Here is a 22,454-nt window from a genome sequence, read left to right as displayed (position 1 = left end):
CCCCCCTCGAAACGGTACGCGCGGTGTTCGAGACCAACCTGTTCGGGGCGATCGCCATGATGCAGGCCGTCCTTCCCGGAATGCGGGAGCGACGCCAGGGGGTGATCGTCAATGTCAGTTCCAGTTCGCTCTACAAGCCCTTGCCCCTGCTGTCGGTCTATCGTGCCAGCAAGGCAGCGATGAATGCCCTCAGCGAGTCCGCGGCGCACGAACTGGCGCCGTTCGGCATCCGCGTTCAAGTCGTCATGCCCGGCATGGCGCCGTCGACCAGTTTCGGCAGCACTGCCCAAGGCCACGTGGCCGATGCCGGTGGCTTCCCCAAACCCTATGCCGACTATGCCCGGCAAACACTGGCGACGATGATAGAGGCGGCCAACGGCCCGGTGACGGAAGCCCAGGATGTCGCGCACACGATCTTCCGTGCGGCGACCGACGTGGACTGTCCGGCAGTGCTCCCGGCTGGGGCCGACGCCATTGCTTGGGCAAAAGCGGAGTGATCCCTCTGAAGCGAGGCTCCATGTCATTCACGAACCGCTATTACACCGGGCCCGTCTCATCCCACTTCGACGGGCACCGGTTCACGAACCCGGCAGGAGAGCCGGAAACAGACCGGTCGATGCGCGATATCCTGCGCTGGTATCGCACGGCTCCCCGAACCCGATGGCCGAAATCGATGCCGGTGTCTCCCATCGTTCCGGCGGAGAGGGTGGAGGGATTGTGCATCACCATGATCGGCCACGCATCCCTGCTGATCCAGGCCGGCGGGCTCAACATCCTGACCGATCCGGTCTGGTCCGACCGCGCCAGCCCGATCGCCTTTGCCGGGCCGCGGCGCGTGACGGCGCCGGGCATCCGGAGGAGCGACCTGCCGCCCATCGACGTGATCCTCCTGTCCCACAATCATTACGACCATCTGGACCTTGCGACCCTTCGGCATCTTCAGGCGCGGCATGCCCCAAGGATCATCACCCCGTTGGGCAATGACAGCATAATCCGCCGCCACATCCCCGATGCCCGCGTCGAAACGGGCGACTGGTTCGACCGCTTCGACATCGCCCCGGGTGCCGATGCCCATATCGTGCCGGCCTTGCACTGGTCATCGCGTGGTCCCCGCGACCGCCGCATGGCCCTGTGGGGCGGGTTCATGCTGCAGGCCTTTGGCAGGACGGTCTATTTCGCCGGGGACACGGGCTATGGCACAGGTGCGATTTTTCGCGACTTGCGGGCGCGCTTCGGGCCGCTCGATGTCGCGATCCTGCCGATAGGAGCCTATGCGCCGCGCTGGTTCATGGCAGCCCAGCATACCGATCCCGACGATGCCATCCAGATCATGCAGGATCTGGAAGCAAAGGCGGCGGTCGGCATGCACTGGGGGACATTCAAGCTGACGGACGAACTCTGGGACGAACCCGCCCGGCGACTGACGGCAGGCCTGCACGCACGCGGCATCGACGCGGCGAGTTTTGTCCCCATGCGCCCTGCTGAAACAGCCGAATTCGAATAGCTACATGCCAGGCGCTTGTACACCGTCGACCCATTTAAGACTCTCAGCAGTCAATTCTTGATCCCTAGTTGCTGACGGTCTGCTATCTCAGCAGGTGTCGACGAAAACCGGTCTTAACCTTGGAACGGGTGAATAAGCCGATTGCGCGGACTTTAAACGAGCTTGCGACCAACGCCCTCAAGTATGGCGCGCTGTCTAGCTGCAAGGGAAATAATCGAAGGATATCGTGTCTAGCAATTCTCTTGACCCCACCCCGACGGACATAGGAGCCGCGATCGTCGGTATGGCTGTGACGTCAAATAATTCAGTGATGTCACCTTCCAATCGAAACCATTCGACCAGGCACCCGGTAGACAGATCAATGATCATCACTCCGCACCATGGAGCAAGCCCGCGTGCCTGAAGTTCAGCGTCGAGCGGCAATCCCGCGAATGTTCCGTAGCGCGGCTTGGAAAGCGTGACCAATGCGAACCCGCCGCAAATTTCGAGCCCTCGCATAAAGCCGGGCGCGAAGGCCAGGTCCCGACACAATCCGCTGCCAGTATCGACCTGAACGACGTAGCCACGACCTGAATCCAGCAGATAGACCTTCTCTTCTACCGCTCTGGGAGAGTGCGGCATTGAGAAGCCTCCGGCGAGGATGCCTCCAGTTCTGACATCGATAAGCAGCCCGCCATCAGAACGATGCTCGCGCCACTTTCCAGGTTCATTCGTAGCGGCGACTACCGTCACAAAGGCCGGTGTTCCTTCGAGCATGGCCAGCCCGTTCAGATGGCATCGATCCCCAGCAGCAAGTTCCGATATGAAGCCGGGCATCCATAAAGGGCGGAAGCTGTCGACGGGATCGAGCGTTGCAAGGCACGAGTAACTGGTGTTCGCAAAGATTACCTGCCCGGCAGCATCGACCCCCAATTCATGAACATCCAGATCACCGGTGGTGTGGGCGTTTCGAGGAACGAAAACGGCATCGAAGCGATCGTTGCCAATTTGACCTGGCCGGAGCATGTTCTCCAGGCGCCATATCTGGAATTTGCTCGCGAGATACAATCGCCCTTGGTCCCAGCACAGGCCCATGGCCTGAGAGTAATTCTGCTGGTTCAGCGATATCCCGCCATCCGGCATCAATCCTACCAGAAACAGTTGCCCTGTCTGGTAGGATGTGAAGCCGAACGACATCCTGTGCCGTCGCAACCAGTCGGGAAGCCCCGGCGATACGATGAATTCTGTGTTCGGGGGCGTGGCCCCTGCATTTTCGGCATGGGCCATTGGCACGGTCCTTAAACGGGATTGCGCAGGTTATGCGCAATCCCGGCTTTGATCAGAAGCGAATTCGAAGACCGGCGCGGCCGCCGGCACCTTCGATGTCCGAACGGCGAGCGCTGTTATCGCTGAAGGACTTGATATAGGTCCCTTCGATGAACCCGCTGACCCCGCCGACCTGGGCGATTTCCACGCCCAGCTTAGCCTCACCATAGTCGCCCACCCGATTGTTGCGATAGGTGAGAGTCTGGCCGCCGCTCACGAAAGTGACGCTGTCGCGTCCCTTGAATTCGTGAACGTAGTTGCCGCCGGCATAGATCGAGGCCTTAGCGCCGAACATGTCGATCTGGGTGCCTAGACGTGCGCCGGCACGCCCGCGAAGTCCATCGGCATCGTTGAAGTCGACGGCAACGCCCTGCGAGGCAAAGCTGTCGAAGTCAGACTTTACGTAGGATACGCTAACGGCCGGTTCGGCGAAGAAGCTGTCATTACCGAAGCGGAGCCCGGCTTCGACACGACCGCCGTAGGCGTCGCCCTTGGACTTGTCTCGGAAGCCACCGCCGGTGCTGCGTGCATCGGCCCAGTAATAATCATACTTGGCCAGGCCGTTGATGAAGACGTTGCCGCTGGTGAAACTTCCGTAGACACCCGCGTTCACGACATCGAAGCTGACGCGATCAGCCGAACCATCGAACTGCATCGACGACGAGATGTAGCCGCCGGTCACGCCGAAGGCGAAACCGCCACGCTCGCCGCTGCCTCCGCCGATGTCGAGGCCGACCTGCCCGCCGAAGTAGTCCTGCTTGTAGCCGGTGTTGACCGCACGGGTGGCGCCGAACGCGGTGAAGTTGCCGCCATTGCCACGATCTTCGACGGAGCCATGCATCTGGACCCAGATCTTGCCGGTGGTCTCACCCTCGCCTTCAGCCCAGAGTTGGTCGCGGCGAGCCTGCAGTTGCGCACTGACGACATCCGCCGACTTCAGCCAGAGGCTGCGAACGCCTTCGACATAGTTCAGGGTGCGGAAGGCCGCATCGCTCGGCCCACCTACGAGGCTGTAGGAGAAGTCGGTTGGGTTGTAGACGACATCGTAGCGAACGAGACCAGCGTCCATTCCGCCGCCGGCACCGCCAAGGTTGAAGGCATTCGCGGAAGATGCGGCGCCAGCCTGGACGACAATCGTACCGGGATTGAACAGAGCCTCGGTACCTGTCTGGCGCAGAAGGATGGTGGTGCTACCGGTTGCGCCCGCGCCGAGGACCAGACGGTCAGAAGCGCCGGTCCCAAGGTTGGCGTCCAGTCCGAGCTGGGAAGCGCCGGAGCCCGTGAAGGCACCGGGAACGACCAGCCTGTCGCCGGTGACGCCATTGCGAAGGTCAACCAGACCGGAGTTGTTGAACTGCTCCAGCCCGGTCAGCGTCACCGTTCCGGCTGTCGTGCGGCCAGCGGAGAGTGCCACCGTCCCGGTGTTGTTGAACACGTCGGCGCCAGCGCCGAAGTCCGGGTTTTCAGCCAGGACGAAACGACCGCTGTTGTTCACAACGTCATTGCCTGCAGTAAGCAGGATGTCGCTGCGCAGGGTGCCGCTGTTGTTGATAACAGCGGGCCCGCCGGTGACGGCGATCGTGTAGCCGTTCTGGGCAAATCCCAGCACACCGGCATTGTTGATCGTCGTGCCGTTGACGGAGTTTGCGGTGATCAGGTTGCCATTGACCGACGCGATCGTGCCGTTGGCGGTTACGGTGACGTTCGCCCGGTCACCGGCATTGACAAACACGGCATCGGCACCAGTTCCGGTGGCCGACACAGCGCCGCGTACGGTCGCAGATGCATCGCCGGTAGCCGTCACGTTGATGGCCCGCGAGGTTGCGCCGGTGGACGTGACGTTGCGGACGTCGGCGCTGGCATCGCCGTTGGTAGCGATGACGGTGACGGCGTCGGCAGGGCCTCCGTAGAGAGCCTCACCGGCCATCGCGGCCGTACCGGTCACGACGACGCTGGCGTTGGCACCCCGCGCATAGATCGCGCTGCGGCTCGTTGCTGTATCAGCCGCATCGGCTGCGACGGTCGAGACGTTGTTGGCTGAAACCGCAACGTCGCCGGTTGCCGAAGTGGCGTAGATGCCAAAGCCGCCGCGCCCCGTCGAGGCGACATCGCCGGTGGTGGTCACGTTCACCGCGCCGGCGTCCGAATAGCCGTAAATCGCCGAAGAGACGGCCCCCGTCGCCGTGACATCGCGGCCGGTGATGTTGACGTCCCCGCCGGCCGAGCCTGCGATCACACCGGTCGAGAAGGTGCCTGAGGTCGAGACCTCGTCGAAGTCGACGGTGCTGCCGCCTGCGCCCGAGATCGCCTGGATGCCGGCCGCGTCGAAGCCGCTGGTAGCGACGGTGGTGGCCGAGACCGCTGCACTGCCGTTGCGCGCGGTGGCATAGATGCCCTGCGCGCCATCGCCGGTGGTGTTGACGGCACCGGTGGTGGTGACGCTGACATTGCCGGTGTCGCTGTTGGCGGCGACGGCAATGGCATTACCGCCGGTCGTAGTGACAGGACCGGTAGTGACAGTCACGTCACCTGCGGCGGCACTGGCGTTGACGCCGCGTGCGCCAAGCCCTGCGGTGTTGATCGAGCCGGAGGTCACAGAGACATTTCCGGTCCCTGCGGCGGTCGCAGTGATGCCGGTGGAATTGGGCAGGAAGAAGAAGCTGCTGCCGTCAAGGCCAGTGGTCGTGACGTTGCCGGTAGCGACCGTGACATCACCATCAAGGCCGCCGATCGCGCGGATGCCAGCGGCGAGCGAACCGGAGGTCGAGACATCGCCGATCGTCACCGAGACGGGACCGGTGGTGCTGAGCGCATCCACTGCGTTCGCATTTGCGCCGCTGGTCGTGACGCTGCCTGCGCCCGTCACCGTGACGCCCTGATCGCCGCGCGCATAGAGCCCGAAGCTGTTGCCCCCCGTGGTCGATACGGCGCCATCGACGTTGATCATGGCCATGCCGCCGGTCGCGGAGACATTTACAGCGTCGCTGCCGGTTCCGGTGGAAAAGACATTGTTGAGGTCCGCGCTGGCATCGCCGTTGGTGGCGATGACGGTAACGGCGTCTGCGGGGCCGCCGTAAAGTGCCTGGCCGGCCATCGCGGCCGTGCCGGTCACTACGACGCTGGCGTTGGCACCTTGCGCATAGATCGCGCTGCGGCTGGTGGCGGTATCAGCCGCATCGGCTGCGACGGTCGAGACGTTGTTGGCTGAAACCGCAACGTCGCCGGTTGCCGAAATGGCGTAGATGCCAAAGCTGCCGCGCCCCGTTGAGACGACATCGCCGGTGGTGGTCACGTTCACCGTGCCAGTGTCCGAATAGCCGTAGATCGCCGAAGAGACGGCCCCCGTCGCCGTGACGTCGCCGCCGGTGATATTCACGTCCCCGCCGGTCGAGCCTGCGATCACACCGGTCGAGAAGGTGCCTGAGGTCGAGACCTCGTCGAAGTCTACGGTGCTGCCACCTGCGCCTGAGATCGCCTGGATGCCGGCGGCGTTGAAGCCGCTGGTGGCGACGGTGGTGGCCGAGACCGCTGCACTGCCGTTGCGCGCGGTGGCATAGATGCCCTGCGCGCCATCGCCGGTGGTGTTGACGGCACCGGTGGTGGTGACGCTGACATTGCCGGTGTCGCTGTTGGCGGCGACGGCAATGGCATTACCGCCGGTCGTAGTGACAGGACCGGTAGTGACAGTCACGTCACCTGCGGCGGCACTGGCGTTGACGCCGCGTGCGCCAAGCCCTGCGGTGTTGATCGAGCCGGAGGTCACAGAGACATTTCCGGTCCCTGCGGCGGTCGCAGTGATGCCGGTGGAATTGGGCAGGAAGAAGAAGCTGCTGCCGTCAAGGCCAGTGGTCGTGACGTTGCCGGTAGCGACCGTGACATCACCATCAAGGCCGCCGATCGCACGGACGCCGCCCGCGAGCGGACCGGAAGTCGACACGTCACCGATCGTGATTGAAACCGGGCCTCCGGAGCTCGAGAGTTCGACCGCGTTCGCGTTCGCTCCGGACGTTGCTACCGTAGCGGAGCCTCCATCTAGGGCAATTGCTCCGGTACCTGATGTGCTGACGAAAACACCGCGGGTTCCAGAAGGGGTTGTGGAAACTGAAACGTCGTCATCCAGCTGGACCGTAAGACCGTCCGTTTGCGCAGGATATGAAATGCCCGATGCGTACAGATTTCCTGCCGCGCAGATCACCGTCCCACCACCTGCGACCGGGACGCCGCATTCGTTATCCGCGAAAGCTGGAGGCGAAAACGCGACCAAACCCATGGCGATCGGCGCAAGAGCGCTGCTGAGCTTAAGGCGAGCGCCAACGGACGCTGACGCGCCGTTTATTGTAGGCATCGATTTCATGATCTGCTCCCTGCGCGAAACCGTTATGTCGAATCCCGGATCTGTTGCGCGGTTCCGCCGACGCCCAGCACCACTTACCCGATTTTTCGGTCAAGCAATCCTGATACTCTGAAACCCGGTTCTTTGATCCCGTTCGAAATGAAAATAAATAAATTATTGGCTGGAAACTAAATCGGGATTCCCATGTTCGCGAGCGATTTTGATGCCACGCATGATTGGCATATTCATGCGCTTAGCAACGATATAGCTGTGACGCGCCTCCTCGTGCGGAAGATCGAGAGTCGTCGATCATGAAAGTTCGTTTCAAGCTTTCCCGGGTAGACCAAGTTGCGATGTCATTTGCCCTGCAACCCGGCGTCAATCTCGGGAACAAACCTCGCCAGTCGTTCAACAGTCAATTTCACTTTCCCGGATACGGTCCGTCAGCTTCCCCATTCTGAATAGCGCCAACGGGTTGTAAGCTGCCGTTTGACGATTGCCTCGATGCACCATGGCCCGTTTCCAAGTCAGAGTTGCGCTGTGCGTGATTTCAGGTTTGTATCTAGTTTTTCTGCGAGCCTCGCCTTGTGGCTACGCATAGTTCCGACGACATCATGCGCTCAATGAATCCGAGGAAGATTTCCTGCACCGCGCTGGCGGTATTGTATGCCGCTGCAGGGATACTCCATCTGGCAATCCCCTAGCCTTTTGTCGCAATCGTGCCGGGTTGGGTCCCCGTGCCATCGAAGACCGTGATGTTGACGGGTGTGGCGGAAATCGCGGGTGCAGCTAGTATTGCGCAACCATGGTCGCCTCGGCTTCGCGTCGCCTCGGCATGGGGGCTTGCCACATACGCGTTGTGCGTGTGGCCAGCCAACGTCCAGCATATGCTGCTCGATCTCGCGAGGCCTGGGCACGGGCTGGGGGCTTGTCTATCATTTACCGAGACTTGCCTTGCAGCCGGTGCGATCTGGTGGCCGATGTGGGCGTCAGGCGTTACGAACTGGCCACTCCGGTTGCGCTGAAACGGGGCATCGTGTCAGGTGCCGTTCTTCAGGCAGGCCGGAACATCATCGCGGCACCGTTCATGCAGTACCGCAACCCGGTGGGCGGCGGGCCATCGTCGAAGAAGTGACCCAGGTGCCCCGCACAGCGCGTGCAGCGCACTTCCTTGCGGACCATGCCCATGGAGCGATCGGTGACGATCTTCACCGCTCCGGGGAAGTGATCCGAGAAGCTTGGCCAGCCCGTTCCGCTGTCGAACTTGGTCGTCGAGGAGAACAACGGCAGGTCGCACCCTGCGCAAAGGAAGCGCCCTTTCCGGCGCTCCCTGAGCAAGGGGCTTGAATAGGGACGCTCGGTGCTGCTCCCCCGCAAGACCGCATAGGCCGGAGCGGACAGCCGCTTGCGCCATTCCCCGTCCGGCAGGTCGAGGCCCGCCGTCGCGGCCGCGAAAACGCGACCGCCGACCAGCGCGGTGCCAGCCGCCGAAATGGAGGCTAGGACAAAACCACGGCGGTCTTGCGGGAAAACGCTTGAAGTCATGGTTTCAGGGTAATGTGAGTCGCGAGAAAACACGGGTGATACATGGGGCCGTCGATCAAGGATCGACAAGCCCCACGCATCGCTGACGCTGGGTTCAGGGCATCAGCACGGTATCGACCACATGGATCACGCCGTTCGACTGCATGACGTTGGCGATGGTGATCCGGGACTTACCGCCCTTGGCGTCCGTGAGCCACCAGGCGCCGGCCTTGTCCTTCCAGGCCGTCAGCTTCTCGCCCTCGACCGTCGTCAGCGTGGCCTTGCCGCCGTGGGCCTTGGCGTTGGCTGCGATGTCGGCTGCGGTCATGCGGCCCGCAACCACGTGGTAAGTCAGAACCTTGGTCAGCATCGCCTTGTTCTCGGGCTTCAGCAGCGAGTCCACGGTGCCCGTGGGCAGCTTGGCGAACGCCGCGTTGGTAGGCGCGAAGACCGTGAACGGGCCGGGACCCTTGAGCGTTTCGACCAGCCCGGCGGCCTTTACGGCGGCAACGAGGGTGGTGTGGTCCTTGGAGTTGACGGCGTTGTCGACGATGTCCTTGGTCGAATACATTGCGGCGCCGCCTACCATCGGGTTCTTGGCGGCGATGGCCACGCCACCGGTAAGCAGCAGGGCGGCAGCGAGGCCGGAGGCGAACTTGCGGGATAATGCTTGCATGTCAGGCATCCTCTTTCGCGCATTCCTTCGGTGGAATGCCCTCAAGGTACGGAGCGCGCGGCGATCCGGATGCGGCGAAAATTCAGATCATCGAGATTTTTCCGCTCATCACCGGCAAACCGCTCGGCGCGGCGTGCGGCGCGGTCGCGGGGTCCTCCATGGTAATGGCCAGCGTCGCATCCGACGCCATGAAGGGACGGATGGCGGGATCGACGGTCATCGTGCCGCCCTCCCGCGCCATCATGCCAAGCGAACGCGGGACGCCGTCCTGCGGAATGATCCATAGCTCGGGATTTTTGCCCGTGCTTGGCCCGTTCATGGCCTGGGTACCGATACGCAACACGCCCTTGCGCGGGTCGTAGGTAATGGCGAGGATCTGCCCCCCGTTGGCCTCGACAAGTTGCGATACGGCCATCGGAGCGCTTTCGGGAGTCGCTGTCGGAGGCAGCACCAGGATCAGCGCCAGCACTGCCGCGACGGCGCCCGAAACCAGCGCGCCTGCACGCCAAGCGCGCAGGCGCTTCAGGCCGTGCACTTGGGGGACGAAACCGATCCGCGTCGCCACTGCATCCCAGACCCGCGAAGACGGGAGAATCGGCGGCAGCGTGTCGAGCAGCGGCGAAAGTCTCGCGCTCCACTCCTCGACCTCCCGGGCAAAGGCCGAATCGGAGAGGCACAGGCGCAAGGCCTGCGCCCGCTCGGCGCCATCGAGAAGGCCAAGCGCCAGTTCTGCCGCAAGTGCGCCGCGATCATGTTTTTCCGGCATATCAACCATGGCCAAGGCAGTCCTTCAGGCGCAGCATCCCGCGCCGGATCCAGCTTTTGACCGTGCCGAGCGGCGTATCGCTGCGTTCGGCAAGCTCCTGATAGGTCAGGCCCTGAAGGAACGCGCTGCGGATCGCCCCCGACTGTTCGTGCGGTAGTCCTTCAAGGCAGGCCAGAAGCCTGCGCCTCTCCTGATCGCCTTCCATCAGCACGTCGGCCTGCGGCGCTTCGTCGGCGATCGCGGCCATCGCGGCCATCGCATCGTCCGGCAGCGGGTCGTGACGATGCTCGGTGCGACGCCAATCGACGGCGGCGTTGCGGGCGATCGCGGCGAGCCAGCTGACGGGGCTGGCGCGGGTGTCGTCGAACGAGGCGGCGCGCCGCCAGACTTTGACGTAGACATCCTGAAGCACGTCCTCGGCCGCCTCCCTGTCGGCGCAGATGCGCAGGCAGATGCCGAAGAGCTTGGCGGATGTGAGTTCGTAAATGCGGCGCAATCCTGCAGCATCTCCGCTGGCCGCACGATGGATCGCCGATACCAGAAGCGCCCGGTCTTCGGCCCGCGCCGCAGTGCTCGCTTCGTGCATTCGCCGATACTGCTCCTGTTTCGTCGCAGCATCAACGATCCTGCGCGCAACTTGTGCCAGGCCCGGATACGAGGACCGGGTTGCCACTGTAGAGGGCGGGGAACGTGGCCTTCAGCGCGGCGACTTTCGGCAGGTCGTTGCGCCGGATGTATGCCGAATCCAGGTGCAGCGTCAGGTAATCCTGGTGATAGGCCTCCGCCGGATAAAACCCTTTGAACGCTTCGACGCGCGTCACGATCGGTCGTTGCCATTCGCCTGCCTTGCCCAGCTGCGCAATGTAGCGTTCGGCGGTTACGCGCTGGCCCGGCGACTGGGGAAACAGCGCACTGCGATACTGGGTGCCGCGATCCGGTCCCTGCGCATTGAGCATCGTCGGATCCGCGACCACCGAGAAGAACACTTGCAGCAATTGCCCGTAGCTCACCTGCCGGGGATCGTACGTGACCTTCACCGCTTCGGCATGGCCGGTGCCACCGCGCGAGACCACCGCGTATCTTGCGCTGCCGCGATCGCCGCCCGCATGGCCCGATACCGCACTGCTGACGCCCCGGACATGCTGGAACACGCCCTGAACGCCCCAGAAGCAGCCGCCTGCGAACACCGCGGTCTCGCGCTTCGCCGGCTCGGGAGCTTGGAATGCGGGTGCACGGATGCGGAACACGGCTTGCGGCGCGGCCTCAGCCGAGCTCTCACGCAGAAGCGCTGCGCCGCCGATGATGCTTCCGGCGACGGCGAAGACGAGCAAGGCAGCCTTTGCTAGGTGAGTCATGGGCTCGCCTTTCGCTTGTTTCCGATTTCCCGAAGATACGACGAAGGCCCCGGGAAGGATGCAAGCCGAAGCCATTCATGCATCATTATGGTGCGGCAGCGCTTATCACGCGCGTCAACCGATCGCGCCGACGCATCGAAGCACGGCGCTGTCGAGCATTTTTCGGCATCTTCGGCAAGGCGGCACCCATCCATGATCCTGTTCCTGCCGGCCTACCTGGGCGGCGTTCTGACGATCATCAGTCCGTGCATCCTGCCTGTGCTGCCGTTCGTCTTCGCGCGCGCCGACAAGCCGTTCCTGCGCAGCGGACTGCCGCTGCTGCTGGGGACGGCGATAACGTTCGCGGCGGTCGCGACGCTGGCGGCGGTCGGGGGCGGGTGTGCCGTGCAAGCCAACGCCTATGGCGGGATCGCGGCGTTGGTTGTGCTGGCCGCTTTCGGGCTCCTGCTGCTCTTTCCGTCTTTGGCAGACCGGGCGACGCGGCCGCTCGTGGCGCTGGCAGGACCTCTTTCGCAATCCGCCGATCGGGCGAATCACGGCGCTTCGAGTTTCCTCGCCTTGCTGCTGGCCGTGGCGACCGGCCTGCTGTGGGCGCCCTGTGCGGGGCGGGTGCTCGGCCTCGTGCTCACCGGGGCTGCGCTGCAGGGCGCAAGCGCACATACGAGCCTGCTGCTGCTCGCTTATGCAGCAGGCGCTGCGACCTCGCTGGCGCTGGCCTTGCTTGTGGGAGGCAAGGTCTTCGCGGCGATGAAGCGCTCATTTGGCGTCGGAGAGCGTATCCGAGGTTTTGGGCATCGCCGTCCTGGTCGGTGTCGCCGCGATCGCGCCGGGGCTGGACACCGGGCTGCTGACGCGCCTATCGCTGTCAGACACCGCGCGTTTCGAACAGGGCCTGCTCGACCGTTTCCATCCTGATGAGGCGATGCCTTCGGCTGCCATAAGCAAAGGCGGGCAACTGGCCGACGAATGTGCGTTTCCATCACTGGCAACGATCCAACCCAGAGGTTGCGCAACTTGCGAGAGCGACCCATTGCTGCCGTTCAATCGTCGGAATCGGATCTCCAGGTGCAGACGGTCCGGTTCCGTCAGCTTGCGACCAACTTACGTCATTCACCGGACCAAGTGCGGAAAGGCGGCTAATTTCTGGAGCTGTCTTTCGACCGACTACTGATCTATTGGATGACCTTCGGGTCAAGCGCCATCTTCACCATCAGAAGTGCATTTTTGAAAAGAGGCATTTTCACCTATTTTAAGCAGGCGACACCGGGTTTAAATCTCTGCCAGAACGTTCACGTCGCGCCCACCGGCGGAGTCATCGGCTCTAACCACTCGTCCATTCACGAGTATAATTGTCGCGGCAGTCGCAAGCTTGCACATCATATCGCCGCGCGATGTCGCTCGAACCGTGCTCTGCACGTCTTTCGGTTGATGCCGACCCCATTCGCGGTGCCGTCACGCCGCAGGCATTTGTGCCGGCGACGTGACGGTAGCAGCGGGGTTCAGAAGCGGGCGGACATGGTTAGGAAGTACGAGCGCGGAGCGTTCGTCTGGACCTGTGAGAGTGCATTCGGGTACATCTCAAGGAACTGCTCCTCGGTCAGTTCGGGCGGCCGCGTCCCGACCTGGCTCAGCTGGGTCGGATTGATGTCGTTGAACAGGTTGTTGACGTTGAAGTTGACGGTCACCGCCTTGCTCAGGTCGTAGCGCAACCCGATATCCGAAAGCTTCTGGGCAGGCAGGCGGAAGGTATCGCGAACGGTGACCGGCCGCGAACTGATGTAGCGGAAGCGGTAGTAGGCCGAAAACGGGCCGAAATGGAGATTGGCCGTGCCGTTGTAGGTGACGAGCGCGGCACGCTCCTGCGGGCCGGAAAGATAGGTTGCGGTATCGTCGTCGGGGGGCAGGATCCCGTTGGGGCACTTCTCGGGCGTGGGAACGCCGTTGCAGGTCCCCAGGCTGATGGACGCGAACGACACGGTCGTGCCCTTGTTCAGCGTCAAGACGTTGCGGATGTCGAACCATCGGGTGAAGCGAATGGAGTTATCGAGTTCGAGTCCGTACGACCGATAGTGGCTGAAAAACGGACGGGTAGTGTAGCGCGTGACGCCGTCGGCAAGCAGCCCGCCGTTGTTGCGCACTGCCACGTGCGTCAGGTCCGTGTAGAAGAGTACCGGGTTGAAGGTCAGCCACTTGTTGCGGAATTGCAGCGACAGCTCGTACTGCTCGATCGTCGGAAGCGGCTCGAGCGAGAATTCATCCACCAGGCTCTGCGACACGTTGAACCCGTCCCAGAACGCATCGTTGTTCTTGCGCCCTTTGGTGTAGCGCGCATAGATGGCGGCCTGCCTGCTGATCATGTAGCTGACCGCGCCGCTGTATTGCAGGAACTTCGAGCTCTTGTCGTAGCGGAACGTTGTCGCGTCCGACTGGACCGCATAAAGGTTGTCGTAGAGCGTCAGCGGATCGCCATCGATGCCTGCGAACGTGCGGGACGATGCGTTGGCATTGGTCGAGAACCGCCGGTTGACGCCCCAGCCCCGATAGAAGGTATAGCGCGCGCCGAAATCGAACAGCAGGCGGCTGGTCGGTTCCCAGGTTATGCCGAACATCGGGGAAATCTCGCGAACGTTGGCCCGGTCACGCAGGGTCAGGCCGGTGCTGCTTCCCAGCGCGCCGAATCCGGTCCGATCGGTCAGCTGGTAGACAGTGCCCGCGGCGCCCCCCGCCGCGGTCGTCGTCGTCGTCTGGAAATCGACATCGAGCGTGGTCGGATTGTTCTGCAACGGCATGACGCCGCGCCCCGCATAGGCAAAGTCGCGCGAAAACCGCGTGCGGTTGAAATAGGTGCCTGCTGTCACGGTGACGGGTCCAAAGTCCTTCGTCACCGTGACCTGATCTGTGATGTCCTTGCTGCGGATCACCCCGCTCGAGTTCGAGGATCCGATTGTCAGGATGAGGTTGCTGCTGTCGATCGGCGCCTCGTTGACAATAGTCTGGTTGGGCAGAAGGTTGGGCGTGTTGCGATCGATGCAGTAGCCGTTGCTCACTGGTGTCACGCAAACGCCGTTCTGGCTGGCCGCGGTAACACGATAGACCCGCGCAAGCACTTGGCCGGTCGACCGATCGCTAAGCGTGAAGAACCCCGGGGTATTGGCAAGCCCGGACGCCTGCGTGCCAAGCAGGCGGAAGGTGTCGGCGTTCAGAAGGCTCTGATATCCGATATCGGTGGCGTACGTATGGGTAACCTGATTACGCTGGATACGGAAGTTGTTGGTGATCGACCAGCCGCCCCCGAATTCGTGGTCCCATTTCACGCTGCCGGCGATGGTCTTCTCGTGGCTGAAGTCGCTCGGATTCCAGTCTCGCGTTTCGCCATTCCCGCCGAAAGGCACGGTGTGCGTCAAATTGCCGGTCGGCAGAAAATTGACCGCATCACCGAACTGCTCTGTGAACTGCGGATTGTCGAACCCGTAGGCAAGAGGTCGATAATTGTCGAGATTGCCGGTCTGGTCGTTCAGATACTTGACCGAGATGAGAAAGCCGCCTGAACCCAAGCCTGATTCATAGTTGGCGTTGGCGTTCGCCTTGATCTGCCCACCCCGGTTCAAGGGGTAGGGAATGTCGCGATATCCGAAGCTTCGACGATAATTCCCGCCGATCGAAAAGGCCAGGTCGCGCGCCTCGTTATGCCAGCCGTAGTAAAGATCGAACTTCTGGTACGGATTGTCTTCACCCTCGATCCCCAAGCGGACGATGGCCAGCCCGCCAGGGTCCGACAAGCCGGTCTTGGAGATGTAGTTGAAGAGCCCACCCGGTGCGTTCGGACCGGTCACGGCCGCCGAGCCGCCCCGGACGGCCTGCACCCGCCTGATCGTCGCGTCGGCGCGCAGGAACATGTCGGGCTGGAAGTTCGAATAAGGCGCCGGGACCACCGGCATCCCGTCTTCTAGGATCGTCGTCCAGTAGTAACCATAGGTTCCGGACGCTGTTCCGTTAGACAGCCCGCGGGCGTAGACCGTGTTCTTCGTCTCGCCCGCATCGCTGTTCACGACTACGCCGGGTATCTCGGTGAGGAGATCGGCGGCGCTGACCGGTACGGTATCGCGGATACGGTCCTCTCCAACCGTGGTCACGGCTACCGGCGCCTTGGAGGCGGCCGTGTCGCGCAGGACACCCGTGACGATGATCTCCTCGGTGGTCGCCTCATCCTGGGATGCCTCGGCCCCGGTGCCGACGGCTTGCGCGGACGCACCGACCGGAAAGAGCGCGATGAATGAAACTCCCGTAATCAGGCCAGTGAACGTGCGGATGCCCCTGCGCGTCATGATCCCCTCCATTTTGTAGATTTTTCATGGACAGCGTGCCTGCCGCGAATCCTGATATCGATATCAGTTTTTTTAGGCAATCCCGATTCTGAGACGGCGCATGCAATTCCATCAGGCGCCGGCGCGGGTCTTGACCGGGTGGTACCAACCAGGATCACGGTCATGAGCACGCGCCTCGCCACGCACGACGTCCGGGTTTGGCAGATGCATCCCACAGCAATCCCGCCGCGCTTTGTCGCGGCCCCGTCCGGCGGCGCAAAAGCGGCGTGTCACGCGTGCAAGGCCCCCAGAATCGCCGAACTGATCTCCCGAATTCTCTCAGCTCCGAGAGGCCGCCAGCTTCGCAGATGCAGGTCATGTAACTGAAAGGACGACAAAATATCTCCTGATCAATCGCGGAAAAAAGCTATTGCCGAAAATGGCTGATATCGATAACTGTCTGGATATCGATATCAGCTGACGACTTGATGCCGACGGCAAGCTCGAGGCGCGCGATGCGTCCGAATTCAAGGAGGGGAAAACATGAAAAAGATGCGATTGGTGCCTGTTCTGCTCATCGGCTGCGCTGCCGTACCCGCTTATGCGCAAGCGCCCGCCGGGCAGGCGATGGCTCCCCAAAGCACGGGCGATGGCGAGGATAGCGGGGGCACCGATATCGTCGTGACCGGCATTCGCGCCAGCCTCCAGAGTAGCGCGCAGATGAAGAAGAACACGATGGAGATCGTGGATTCCATTACCGCGCAGGACATCGGCAAGCTGCCCGATCCCAATGTGGCCGAGACACTGACGCGCGTTCCAGGCGTCCAGGCCTATCGCTTCGGCGGCGAGGCATCCTCTCCGGTGGGCAATGGCTCAGGCCTGACGATCCGCGGCCTCACCGGGCAGACCGGGTCGCGCGTCGATGGCCGCGCGTATTTCACCGCAGGCAGTCGCGAGTTCAATGTCGAGGGCGCTAGCCCAGGCATGGTGGCCGGCCTCGACGTCTTCAAGAACCCGTCGGCCGAGCACATCGAAGGTGCGATTGGCGGTCTCGTCAACATCCGCACCCGCAAACCCTTCGACTTCAAGGGCCTTGCGGTGTCTGCGGCAGTGGGCGGCCGCTACAATGACCTCGGCAAGAAGCTGACACCCGAATACTTCGGGATGGTGTCGAACCGTTGGGATCTTCCGGGAGGCGGCGAACTCGGCGTATTGCTCGCTGCCAGCTACGCCAAAAGCTTCAACCGCGGCGACAACACCCCATCGGTAGGCGGAACCCAGTTTCGCCGGGCGATCCGCGGGGACAGCGCCCAATATGCGGCAAATGTCGGAACGGGCCTCAACCTCGATGCCGCGTACCTGGGGCGTTCCGATGTCACGTATCTCGCGGACGTCAATCCCGCCACAGTATCTGCCAGCGAACGCCAGAACCTTCTGACGTCGGTGGGCGTGCAGAACAACATCGCCCAGGAAGACTATGCCCGTACGCGCAAAGGCGTTAATGGCGCGCTGCAGTGGCGACCCGGCCCGGACCTCGAGTTCTACGTGGAGGGGAATTACAACTCTTACCTCTACCACCAGAACTATCGGTTCCTGAATGCGACGGACAGTCGCTATGCTCAGAACCTTGCGACGAGCGCCTTCACGATCGACGAGATGCTGGCCAATCGCAACGCCAACGGCGGCTCGAACGACCTGCTTTCCGGTCAGCGCATTACGGGCGGCACTTTCCTGAACTCCGGTCTTTCGACGACCGGTGGCGACGAGCATCGTCGCTTCGAGACCTTCGTCATCGCCGGCGGCACCAAATGGAACGCCACCGATCATCTCGACGTCAACTTCGACTTCTCGTACGTCAAGGCCGATCAGTCCCAGGACAACCGCGCGGTGACGCTCGCCTCGGCGGCAGGCCTGACCTGGGACATCACGCGCGACCTCGGCCGTCCACAGCAGGTTTCGATCGCCGGACCGGACCTGTCCTCGGCAAGCTCATGGGTGTTCAACAACTACTCGAATGCCACCAACCAGGTCTGGCATGACGATGGCATCGCCGCAGCCCTCGATCTGGTCTACAGGTTCGACGATTCCTTCCTCAAGGACGTCAAGTTCGGCGGCCGGTACGCCACGCAGAAGGATCGTTACCGCAACTACTCGTTCAGCAATCGTAATTTGACCGCCAACGGTCTGGCGCTCGCAGCCAATCGTTCGAATGCCATATCGGTGGCCTCGATGGCGGATCTGGTGGAGACTTCTCCGACCAATTTCATGAACGGTGAGGCCGGCTATCGGGGTGGCTTCCTGGTGTTCTCGCCGGATGAGTTGCTGGGCGACAATGTGCGCGCGCGTTTCCCCAACGCCGGGATCCTGCCCGAAGACTCGCTGGCCGAAGTGGTGCTCAATCGCCGCTATTTCAGCGAGAAGAGCTATGCCGGTTACGTCGTCGCGGACTTCGGTTTCCTGGACGATCGCATCAAGGGCAATGCCGGCGTCCGCGTGGTCAAGACCGACACGTTCGTGCGCGCCATGATCGACCCGCTCAATACCGGGAACGTCGTGCCCAGCGAGAGCACGTCTTCTTACACCTATGCTTTGCCGAGCTTCAACTTGACCGGCTACGTAACACCCGACACCCTGGTGCGGTTCGGTTATGGCAAGGGGATCACGCGACCGGAATTCTCGGCGCTCAATCCCTCCCTGATCATCAATACGGTTAGCGGCGTCGGATCGGTCGGCAATCCCGACCTCAAGCCTCAGACCGCCAACAGCTTCGACCTTTCGCTAGAACACTACTTCTCGCCGGTGAACTATGTCTCGGCAGCGCTGTTCTACAAGACGATCAATGGGTTTTTCAGCGGTGTGACGTCCTGTCAGACCGTGGCGGGTGCGCCCACACCGACCACCAATACCAGTTGCTCGGGCGACCAGTATTTCATAACGCAGACCATCAATGCCGAGAAGGGCACCGCCAAGGGCATCGAGCTCGCCGGGCAGACCTTCTTCGACTATGATTTCCTGCCTGATTTTGCCCGGACTTTCGGCGTCCAGGGATCCTTTACCTACGTCGAGACAAAGAACCCGCTCACCCTGAACGGACAGCGCGTCGATACGATGCAGCCGCTGACATCGAAGTACTCGTATTCGGTCACGGGGCTGTACGAAAACGACACCATCTCGGCACGCCTCGTCTACACTTGGCGATCGAAAGCCATCCTCTTCGGTCTGGCCGCGAACCCGATCGATGGTCGTTACATCCGCAGCTTCGGACTGCTCGATGCCTCGGTCAATTTCAATCTGGGACACAACTTCTCGCTCGCGATCACGGCTTCGAACCTTACCAACCAGGCCGCCGACCGTTTCGTGGGAGAACCCGATCTCGCGACCGGGATCGAGCGCCAGCATTTCATGAATGGCCGGAACTTCGGAGCCACGCTCCGCTACAATTTCGGAAGCTGACGCTTCTGGAACGAGAGGGGACTCCTCCCAACGAACCCTCTCAAACCTGACGGGTCGCCAGCTCCTCCGCTGGCGACCCTTCTTTTCACTGCGGTGACGACGTCACGCCCTCGACGTAACCGCCAATTTCGACGTCCCTCGTGGCGATAGCGCCTTCCGGCCCGCTCACGTCGAGCAGCTGGACCCCGCTGACCGTCCTATCGTCGGCGAAACCGGCGATGACAGGAGCGTTGGCGCGCCCATGGCGCAGGCGCACGTTGCGCAGCAGTACATTCTCGATCCCGCGACCGGGAGCCAGGCTATATTTCTGGTTGAAGACCACCCTGAAGTTGAACAGCATGCCCTCCTCGATGCGGTCGACGCGGATGTCGTCGAAGACCACATTGCGGACGAGATTGTTGTCGCCGTCGGTGATCGCCAGCGCTCCCTGATAGTCCCGGTCGTCCTCGTCGTGAGCGAGAATGTCGATGTTGCGAAACACCAGGTTTTCTATCGTGCGCGGCTCATCCTTGCTGCCGTGGAGCCCGATGTTCACCGGATGCGCCACGTCCGCCCAGAGGGTAGAATTCTCGACGAGATAGTTGCGGGCATCGCCGTGATAGTCCCAGCGATCGGCGTAGATGGCTACCGCGTCATCCGAGGTCCGCAGGAAGGCCCCGTCGATATGAACATCGGAACACGCCATCAGGTCGATGCCATCGGTCCAGCCGCCGGCACTGAAGCTGCGCAGGTTCCTGACCGTCAGGCCGCGCGTCTGCCCGCACATCAGGGTATAGTGCCCGGGATTGACGATGATCGGTCCGTCTATCTCGACACCTTCGGAATGAAGGACCGTGACCCCCTCCTTGCCACCCCTAAGGATGCCAGGCCCGATGATGCGCACGCCATGGGTCTTGTCGATATCGACCTGACCCTTCAAGATCGCTCCTCCGGCAAGGCGCACGTCGGTATCGGATTCAAATCGGAAGGTGTTTTGGCCTTGTGGCGGGACGTGAATGCCAGGACCGAATGCGACCAGCTTGCGTCCCTTGGCTGGCTGGGCGGCGGGATAAAGCGGATTGGCAAAGACATGAAGGTTGTGCAGCCTGTCGTCATCGAACTCGACCGACAGGTTGGCCGGCCCGTCCAAGGTCAGATAGGCGATTGCACCGACAAGCCTGGCCGCGATCCCCGAAGAGGCGGGACGAACGGCGACTTCGCGGACAGCGCCGTTGTTCTTCTGGATTGCGACCTCTACCGGACCACTGGTTCCGAAGGTCACCATCGATGCGGCTTGAGGATGGTCGAGATCGACCATGACGCGATACTCGTACAGATCGCGCCAGACCCCGCCAGGCTGGCGAACCCGAACGGTGAAAGTATCGTCGAACGATGTGTAGTAGTCGCTGCCCGGCGGGGGCGGGTAGATCTCAAGCGGTTCCGATTGCGCAGGCGAGGCAGCAAGTGCGACCGCCAGCGCACCGATGGCGACGACTGCCGCACGCGACCTCAAGGGCCGATCCTCCACCAGTCGAACTGCGCATGACCTACCGTCGTCGCCACCGCCGCGGGCGTGCCGATGGCAGCCTGCGCGAAGAGACCGATCTGCGCGCCGACCCAGCGCCCCTGCTTGGCCTCGAACGGTGCGCCCAATTCGATATAGCGGGTCCCGTCGAGACTGTATGAGAAGCTTGTGGCCATGCGCGTGTCACGCAGCATCGAGGGCCAATAGGGCGCAAAATCGGGCGGCGGCACGTCGATGGCAACCGGGCTGGCGCAGGCTTTGAGCCAGATGCGATCCTGCTGGAGAACGGGTCCGGCGGTTTCCACGATGGCCGTGCCCGGGCGTTCGTCCTGCTTGCTCGCCTGCACCACCCGCAGACCCTCGGGCCGGTTCTCCAGCCCGATCCATGCGAAGTTCATCCCGTGAACGGCAAGGCCGCCCCTTTCCCCGATCCGCAAGGGCATCAAGCGCATGAGCGTTGAGACGCAGAATGTCAGCCCCGGCAGCTTTTGCGAGAGCACAGCTCCGGTTTCGTAGAGATCCGGCGAGCCGGTCACCGACTTCAGGTGGAGCCAGCCCTCCTCCACCCCCACCCAGTCGCTCGTAGGATTGCTGCCGGACTGCCAGGCAAGCGAGTACCCTCCATCGAACTCGTCGTCGGCGATCGGCGCCGACAACGGCTGCGCTGCGAGCTGGGGCTTGCGATGCGTGATCACGGGCTCGCCGCGCCCGTCGCCATCCGGATCGGCGCCAATCACCGGCCAGTCGTTCTTCCAGCGCATCGGCTGGAGGTGAACGATGCGCCCGTAGGCATCGCGATCCTGGAAATGAAGGAACCAGTCCTCGCCGCGTGGAGTGTCGACCCACGCACCCTGGTGCGGGCCGTTGATCGCCGAGCCACCCTGGTCCATGACGTTACGACCTTGGTAGGGGCCGGTGATCGTGCGACTACGAAAGACACCCTGCCAGCCGCCCTTGACGCTGCCGCTGGGGACGAAGACGTAGTACCAGCCATCGCGCTTGTAGAGCTTTGGCCCCTCCGTCGTCTGCCAGGGGCGCGGGCCCAGGCTCGTCGCAGCCTTGGGCATGCGATCGGCGTCGATGATGATGCGTTCGGCACCTTCGGTCTTCGTGCCCTGCGCGTTGAGCCGCTTGATGGCGATCAGGTTCGCCTTCCCCGCGCGGCTCTTGGCGAAGGCGTAAGCCAGCCAGCCGGTTCCGTCGTCGTCCCAGAACGGGGCCGGATCGATCGCGCCATGAGTGTCGTCGACGAGCACCGGCTCGCTCCATGGCCCCTTCGGATCGACCGCCGAGACCATGAAGATGCCGCGATCGGGATCGGGGTAATAGATGACGAAGCGGCCCTGACGGTGGCGGATCGCCGGGGCCCACACGCCGCCGCCCCGCCGGGCGGTGCGATAGTGATCATCCGGCAGAACCCGGTTCAGAGCATGCCCGATCAGCGTCCAGTTCACGAGGTCGCGCGAGTGGAGGACAGGCAGGCCGGGTACATCGGTGAACGAGGACGATACGAGGTAGAAATCGTCGCCTACACGAATGGCGTCAGGGTCCGAATAATCCCCGGCCAGCACCGGATTGCGATACGTGCCGTCGCCCTGATCGGCGATCCAGCGCCCATCTCCGGTCGCTGTCCGCCGGTCGGGAACGTAGGTGGTCCCGGCGCCCGCCGTCGCCCCCATCGCCAGGCAGACGCCAAGCGTTCCGATCACAAGCGCAGAGTTGCGCAACAT

The 22,454-nt window shown here is 62.6% G+C and carries 15 protein-coding genes; 5 read left to right on the top strand and 10 right to left on the bottom strand.

The window, feature by feature from the left end:
- Together GGR40_RS16720 and GGR40_RS16715 are read left to right on the top strand one after the other, a co-directional pair.
- Positions 1 to 497: SDR family NAD(P)-dependent oxidoreductase (locus GGR40_RS16720; protein ID WP_429277387.1), on the top strand; the 497-nt coding region annotated here is incomplete at its 5' end.
- Between the two features lie 20 nt (positions 498 to 517).
- A complete protein-coding gene (locus GGR40_RS16715; protein WP_429277386.1) occupies positions 518 to 1,504 on the top strand; it encodes an MBL fold metallo-hydrolase in 987 nt (328 codons plus the stop codon).
- A gap of 195 nt (positions 1,505 to 1,699) precedes the next feature.
- Here GGR40_RS16715 and GGR40_RS16710 read toward each other — a convergent pair whose 3' ends face one another.
- Both GGR40_RS16710 and GGR40_RS16705 read right to left on the bottom strand, forming a co-directional pair.
- On the bottom strand, positions 1,700 to 2,770 hold the full coding sequence (locus GGR40_RS16710; RefSeq protein WP_429277385.1) for a TIGR03032 family protein: 1,071 nt from the start codon (positions 2,768 to 2,770) through the stop codon (positions 1,700 to 1,702).
- Positions 2,771 to 2,822: 52 nt separating this feature from the next.
- Entirely contained in the window at positions 2,823 to 6,746 is a 3,924-nt protein-coding gene (locus GGR40_RS16705) for a beta strand repeat-containing protein (RefSeq protein ID WP_429277384.1), read from the bottom strand.
- Positions 6,747 to 7,861: 1,115 nt separating this feature from the next.
- On the opposite strand from GGR40_RS16705, the gene GGR40_RS16700 reads away from it, so the two are divergent.
- Positions 7,862 to 8,167 (top strand): DoxX family protein, encoded by a 306-nt coding sequence (locus GGR40_RS16700; RefSeq protein ID WP_429277383.1) that lies wholly within the window; start codon positions 7,862 to 7,864, stop codon positions 8,165 to 8,167.
- Between the two features lie 28 nt (positions 8,168 to 8,195).
- On the opposite strand, the gene msrB is transcribed toward GGR40_RS16700, so the two are convergent.
- From msrB to msrA, 5 genes are all read right to left on the bottom strand, one after another.
- Positions 8,196 to 8,687: a peptide-methionine (R)-S-oxide reductase MsrB gene (msrB, locus tag GGR40_RS16695; protein ID WP_429277382.1), complete on the bottom strand. Its 492-nt coding sequence runs from the start codon at positions 8,685 to 8,687 to the stop codon at positions 8,196 to 8,198.
- A 94-nt stretch (positions 8,688 to 8,781) separates the two neighbouring features.
- Positions 8,782 to 9,342: a fasciclin domain-containing protein gene (locus tag GGR40_RS16690; RefSeq protein ID WP_429277381.1), complete on the bottom strand. Its 561-nt coding sequence runs from the start codon at positions 9,340 to 9,342 to the stop codon at positions 8,782 to 8,784.
- Between the two features lie 82 nt (positions 9,343 to 9,424).
- Complete coding sequence (locus GGR40_RS16685; protein ID WP_429277380.1) at positions 9,425 to 10,117, bottom strand: anti-sigma factor; 693 nt, start codon at positions 10,115 to 10,117, stop codon at positions 9,425 to 9,427.
- Positions 10,110 to 10,694, bottom strand: a complete 585-nt coding sequence (locus tag GGR40_RS16680; RefSeq protein ID WP_429277379.1) for a sigma-70 family RNA polymerase sigma factor — start codon at positions 10,692 to 10,694, stop codon at positions 10,110 to 10,112. Before GGR40_RS16680 ends, GGR40_RS16685 begins: the two co-directional genes overlap by 8 nt.
- A 31-nt stretch (positions 10,695 to 10,725) precedes the next feature.
- Positions 10,726 to 11,463, bottom strand: coding sequence for a peptide-methionine (S)-S-oxide reductase MsrA (msrA, locus tag GGR40_RS16675; protein ID WP_429277378.1), 738 nt, complete (start codon positions 11,461 to 11,463; stop codon positions 10,726 to 10,728).
- Between the two features lie 192 nt (positions 11,464 to 11,655).
- On the opposite strand from msrA, the gene GGR40_RS16670 reads away from it, so the two are divergent.
- The gene (locus tag GGR40_RS16670) at positions 11,656 to 12,378 is read left to right on the top strand and encodes a cytochrome c biogenesis CcdA family protein (RefSeq protein WP_429277377.1); all 723 of its coding nucleotides are present in this window, start codon (positions 11,656 to 11,658) and stop codon (positions 12,376 to 12,378) included.
- A gap of 584 nt (positions 12,379 to 12,962) precedes the next feature.
- On the opposite strand, the gene GGR40_RS16665 is transcribed toward GGR40_RS16670, so the two are convergent.
- Positions 12,963 to 15,788 (bottom strand): TonB-dependent receptor domain-containing protein, encoded by a 2,826-nt coding sequence (locus GGR40_RS16665; protein WP_429277376.1) that lies wholly within the window; start codon positions 15,786 to 15,788, stop codon positions 12,963 to 12,965.
- A gap of 522 nt (positions 15,789 to 16,310) precedes the next feature.
- Here GGR40_RS16665 and GGR40_RS16660 point away from each other — a divergent pair.
- Positions 16,311 to 19,220, top strand: coding sequence for a TonB-dependent receptor (locus GGR40_RS16660; RefSeq protein WP_429277375.1), 2,910 nt, complete (start codon positions 16,311 to 16,313; stop codon positions 19,218 to 19,220).
- 85 nt (positions 19,221 to 19,305) lie between these two features.
- On the opposite strand, the gene GGR40_RS16655 is transcribed toward GGR40_RS16660, so the two are convergent.
- Entirely contained in the window at positions 19,306 to 20,712 is a 1,407-nt protein-coding gene (locus GGR40_RS16655; RefSeq protein ID WP_429277374.1) for a glycosyl hydrolase family 28 protein, read from the bottom strand.
- Positions 20,709 to 22,454, bottom strand: a complete 1,746-nt coding sequence (locus tag GGR40_RS16650) for a glycoside hydrolase family 43 protein (protein ID WP_429277373.1) — start codon at positions 22,452 to 22,454, stop codon at positions 20,709 to 20,711. The genes GGR40_RS16655 and GGR40_RS16650 overlap by 4 nt, the downstream gene beginning before the upstream one ends.

It is taken from the genome of Novosphingobium gossypii (assembly GCF_050433305.1).
Classification (GTDB): Bacteria; Pseudomonadota; Alphaproteobacteria; order Sphingomonadales; family Sphingomonadaceae; genus Novosphingobium; species Novosphingobium gossypii.
The sequence above is the reverse complement of the archived record's forward strand: the minus strand, read 5'-3'. Positions and strand labels throughout refer to the sequence as shown.

Excerpts from the sequence above, each read along its gene's own strand:
- GGR40_RS16715 (WP_429277386.1), top strand. The coding sequence starts at position 518 with ATGTCATTCACGAACCGCTATTACACCGGGCCCGTCTCATCCCACTTC.
- GGR40_RS16710 (WP_429277385.1), bottom strand. The coding sequence starts at position 2,770 with ATGGCCCATGCCGAAAATGCAGGGGCCACGCCCCCGAACACAGAATTC.
- msrB (WP_429277382.1), bottom strand. The coding sequence starts at position 8,687 with ATGACTTCAAGCGTTTTCCCGCAAGACCGCCGTGGTTTTGTCCTAGCC.
- GGR40_RS16690 (WP_429277381.1), bottom strand. The coding sequence starts at position 9,342 with ATGCAAGCATTATCCCGCAAGTTCGCCTCCGGCCTCGCTGCCGCCCTG.
- GGR40_RS16685 (WP_429277380.1), bottom strand. The coding sequence starts at position 10,117 with ATGGTTGATATGCCGGAAAAACATGATCGCGGCGCACTTGCGGCAGAA.
- GGR40_RS16680 (WP_429277379.1), bottom strand. The coding sequence starts at position 10,694 with ATGCACGAAGCGAGCACTGCGGCGCGGGCCGAAGACCGGGCGCTTCTG.
- msrA (WP_429277378.1), bottom strand. The coding sequence starts at position 11,463 with ATGACTCACCTAGCAAAGGCTGCCTTGCTCGTCTTCGCCGTCGCCGGA.
- GGR40_RS16670 (WP_429277377.1), top strand. The coding sequence starts at position 11,656 with ATGATCCTGTTCCTGCCGGCCTACCTGGGCGGCGTTCTGACGATCATC.
- GGR40_RS16665 (WP_429277376.1), bottom strand. The coding sequence starts at position 15,788 with ATGACGCGCAGGGGCATCCGCACGTTCACTGGCCTGATTACGGGAGTT.
- GGR40_RS16660 (WP_429277375.1), top strand. The coding sequence starts at position 16,311 with ATGAAAAAGATGCGATTGGTGCCTGTTCTGCTCATCGGCTGCGCTGCC.
- GGR40_RS16650 (WP_429277373.1), bottom strand. The coding sequence starts at position 22,454 with ATGTTGCGCAACTCTGCGCTTGTGATCGGAACGCTTGGCGTCTGCCTG.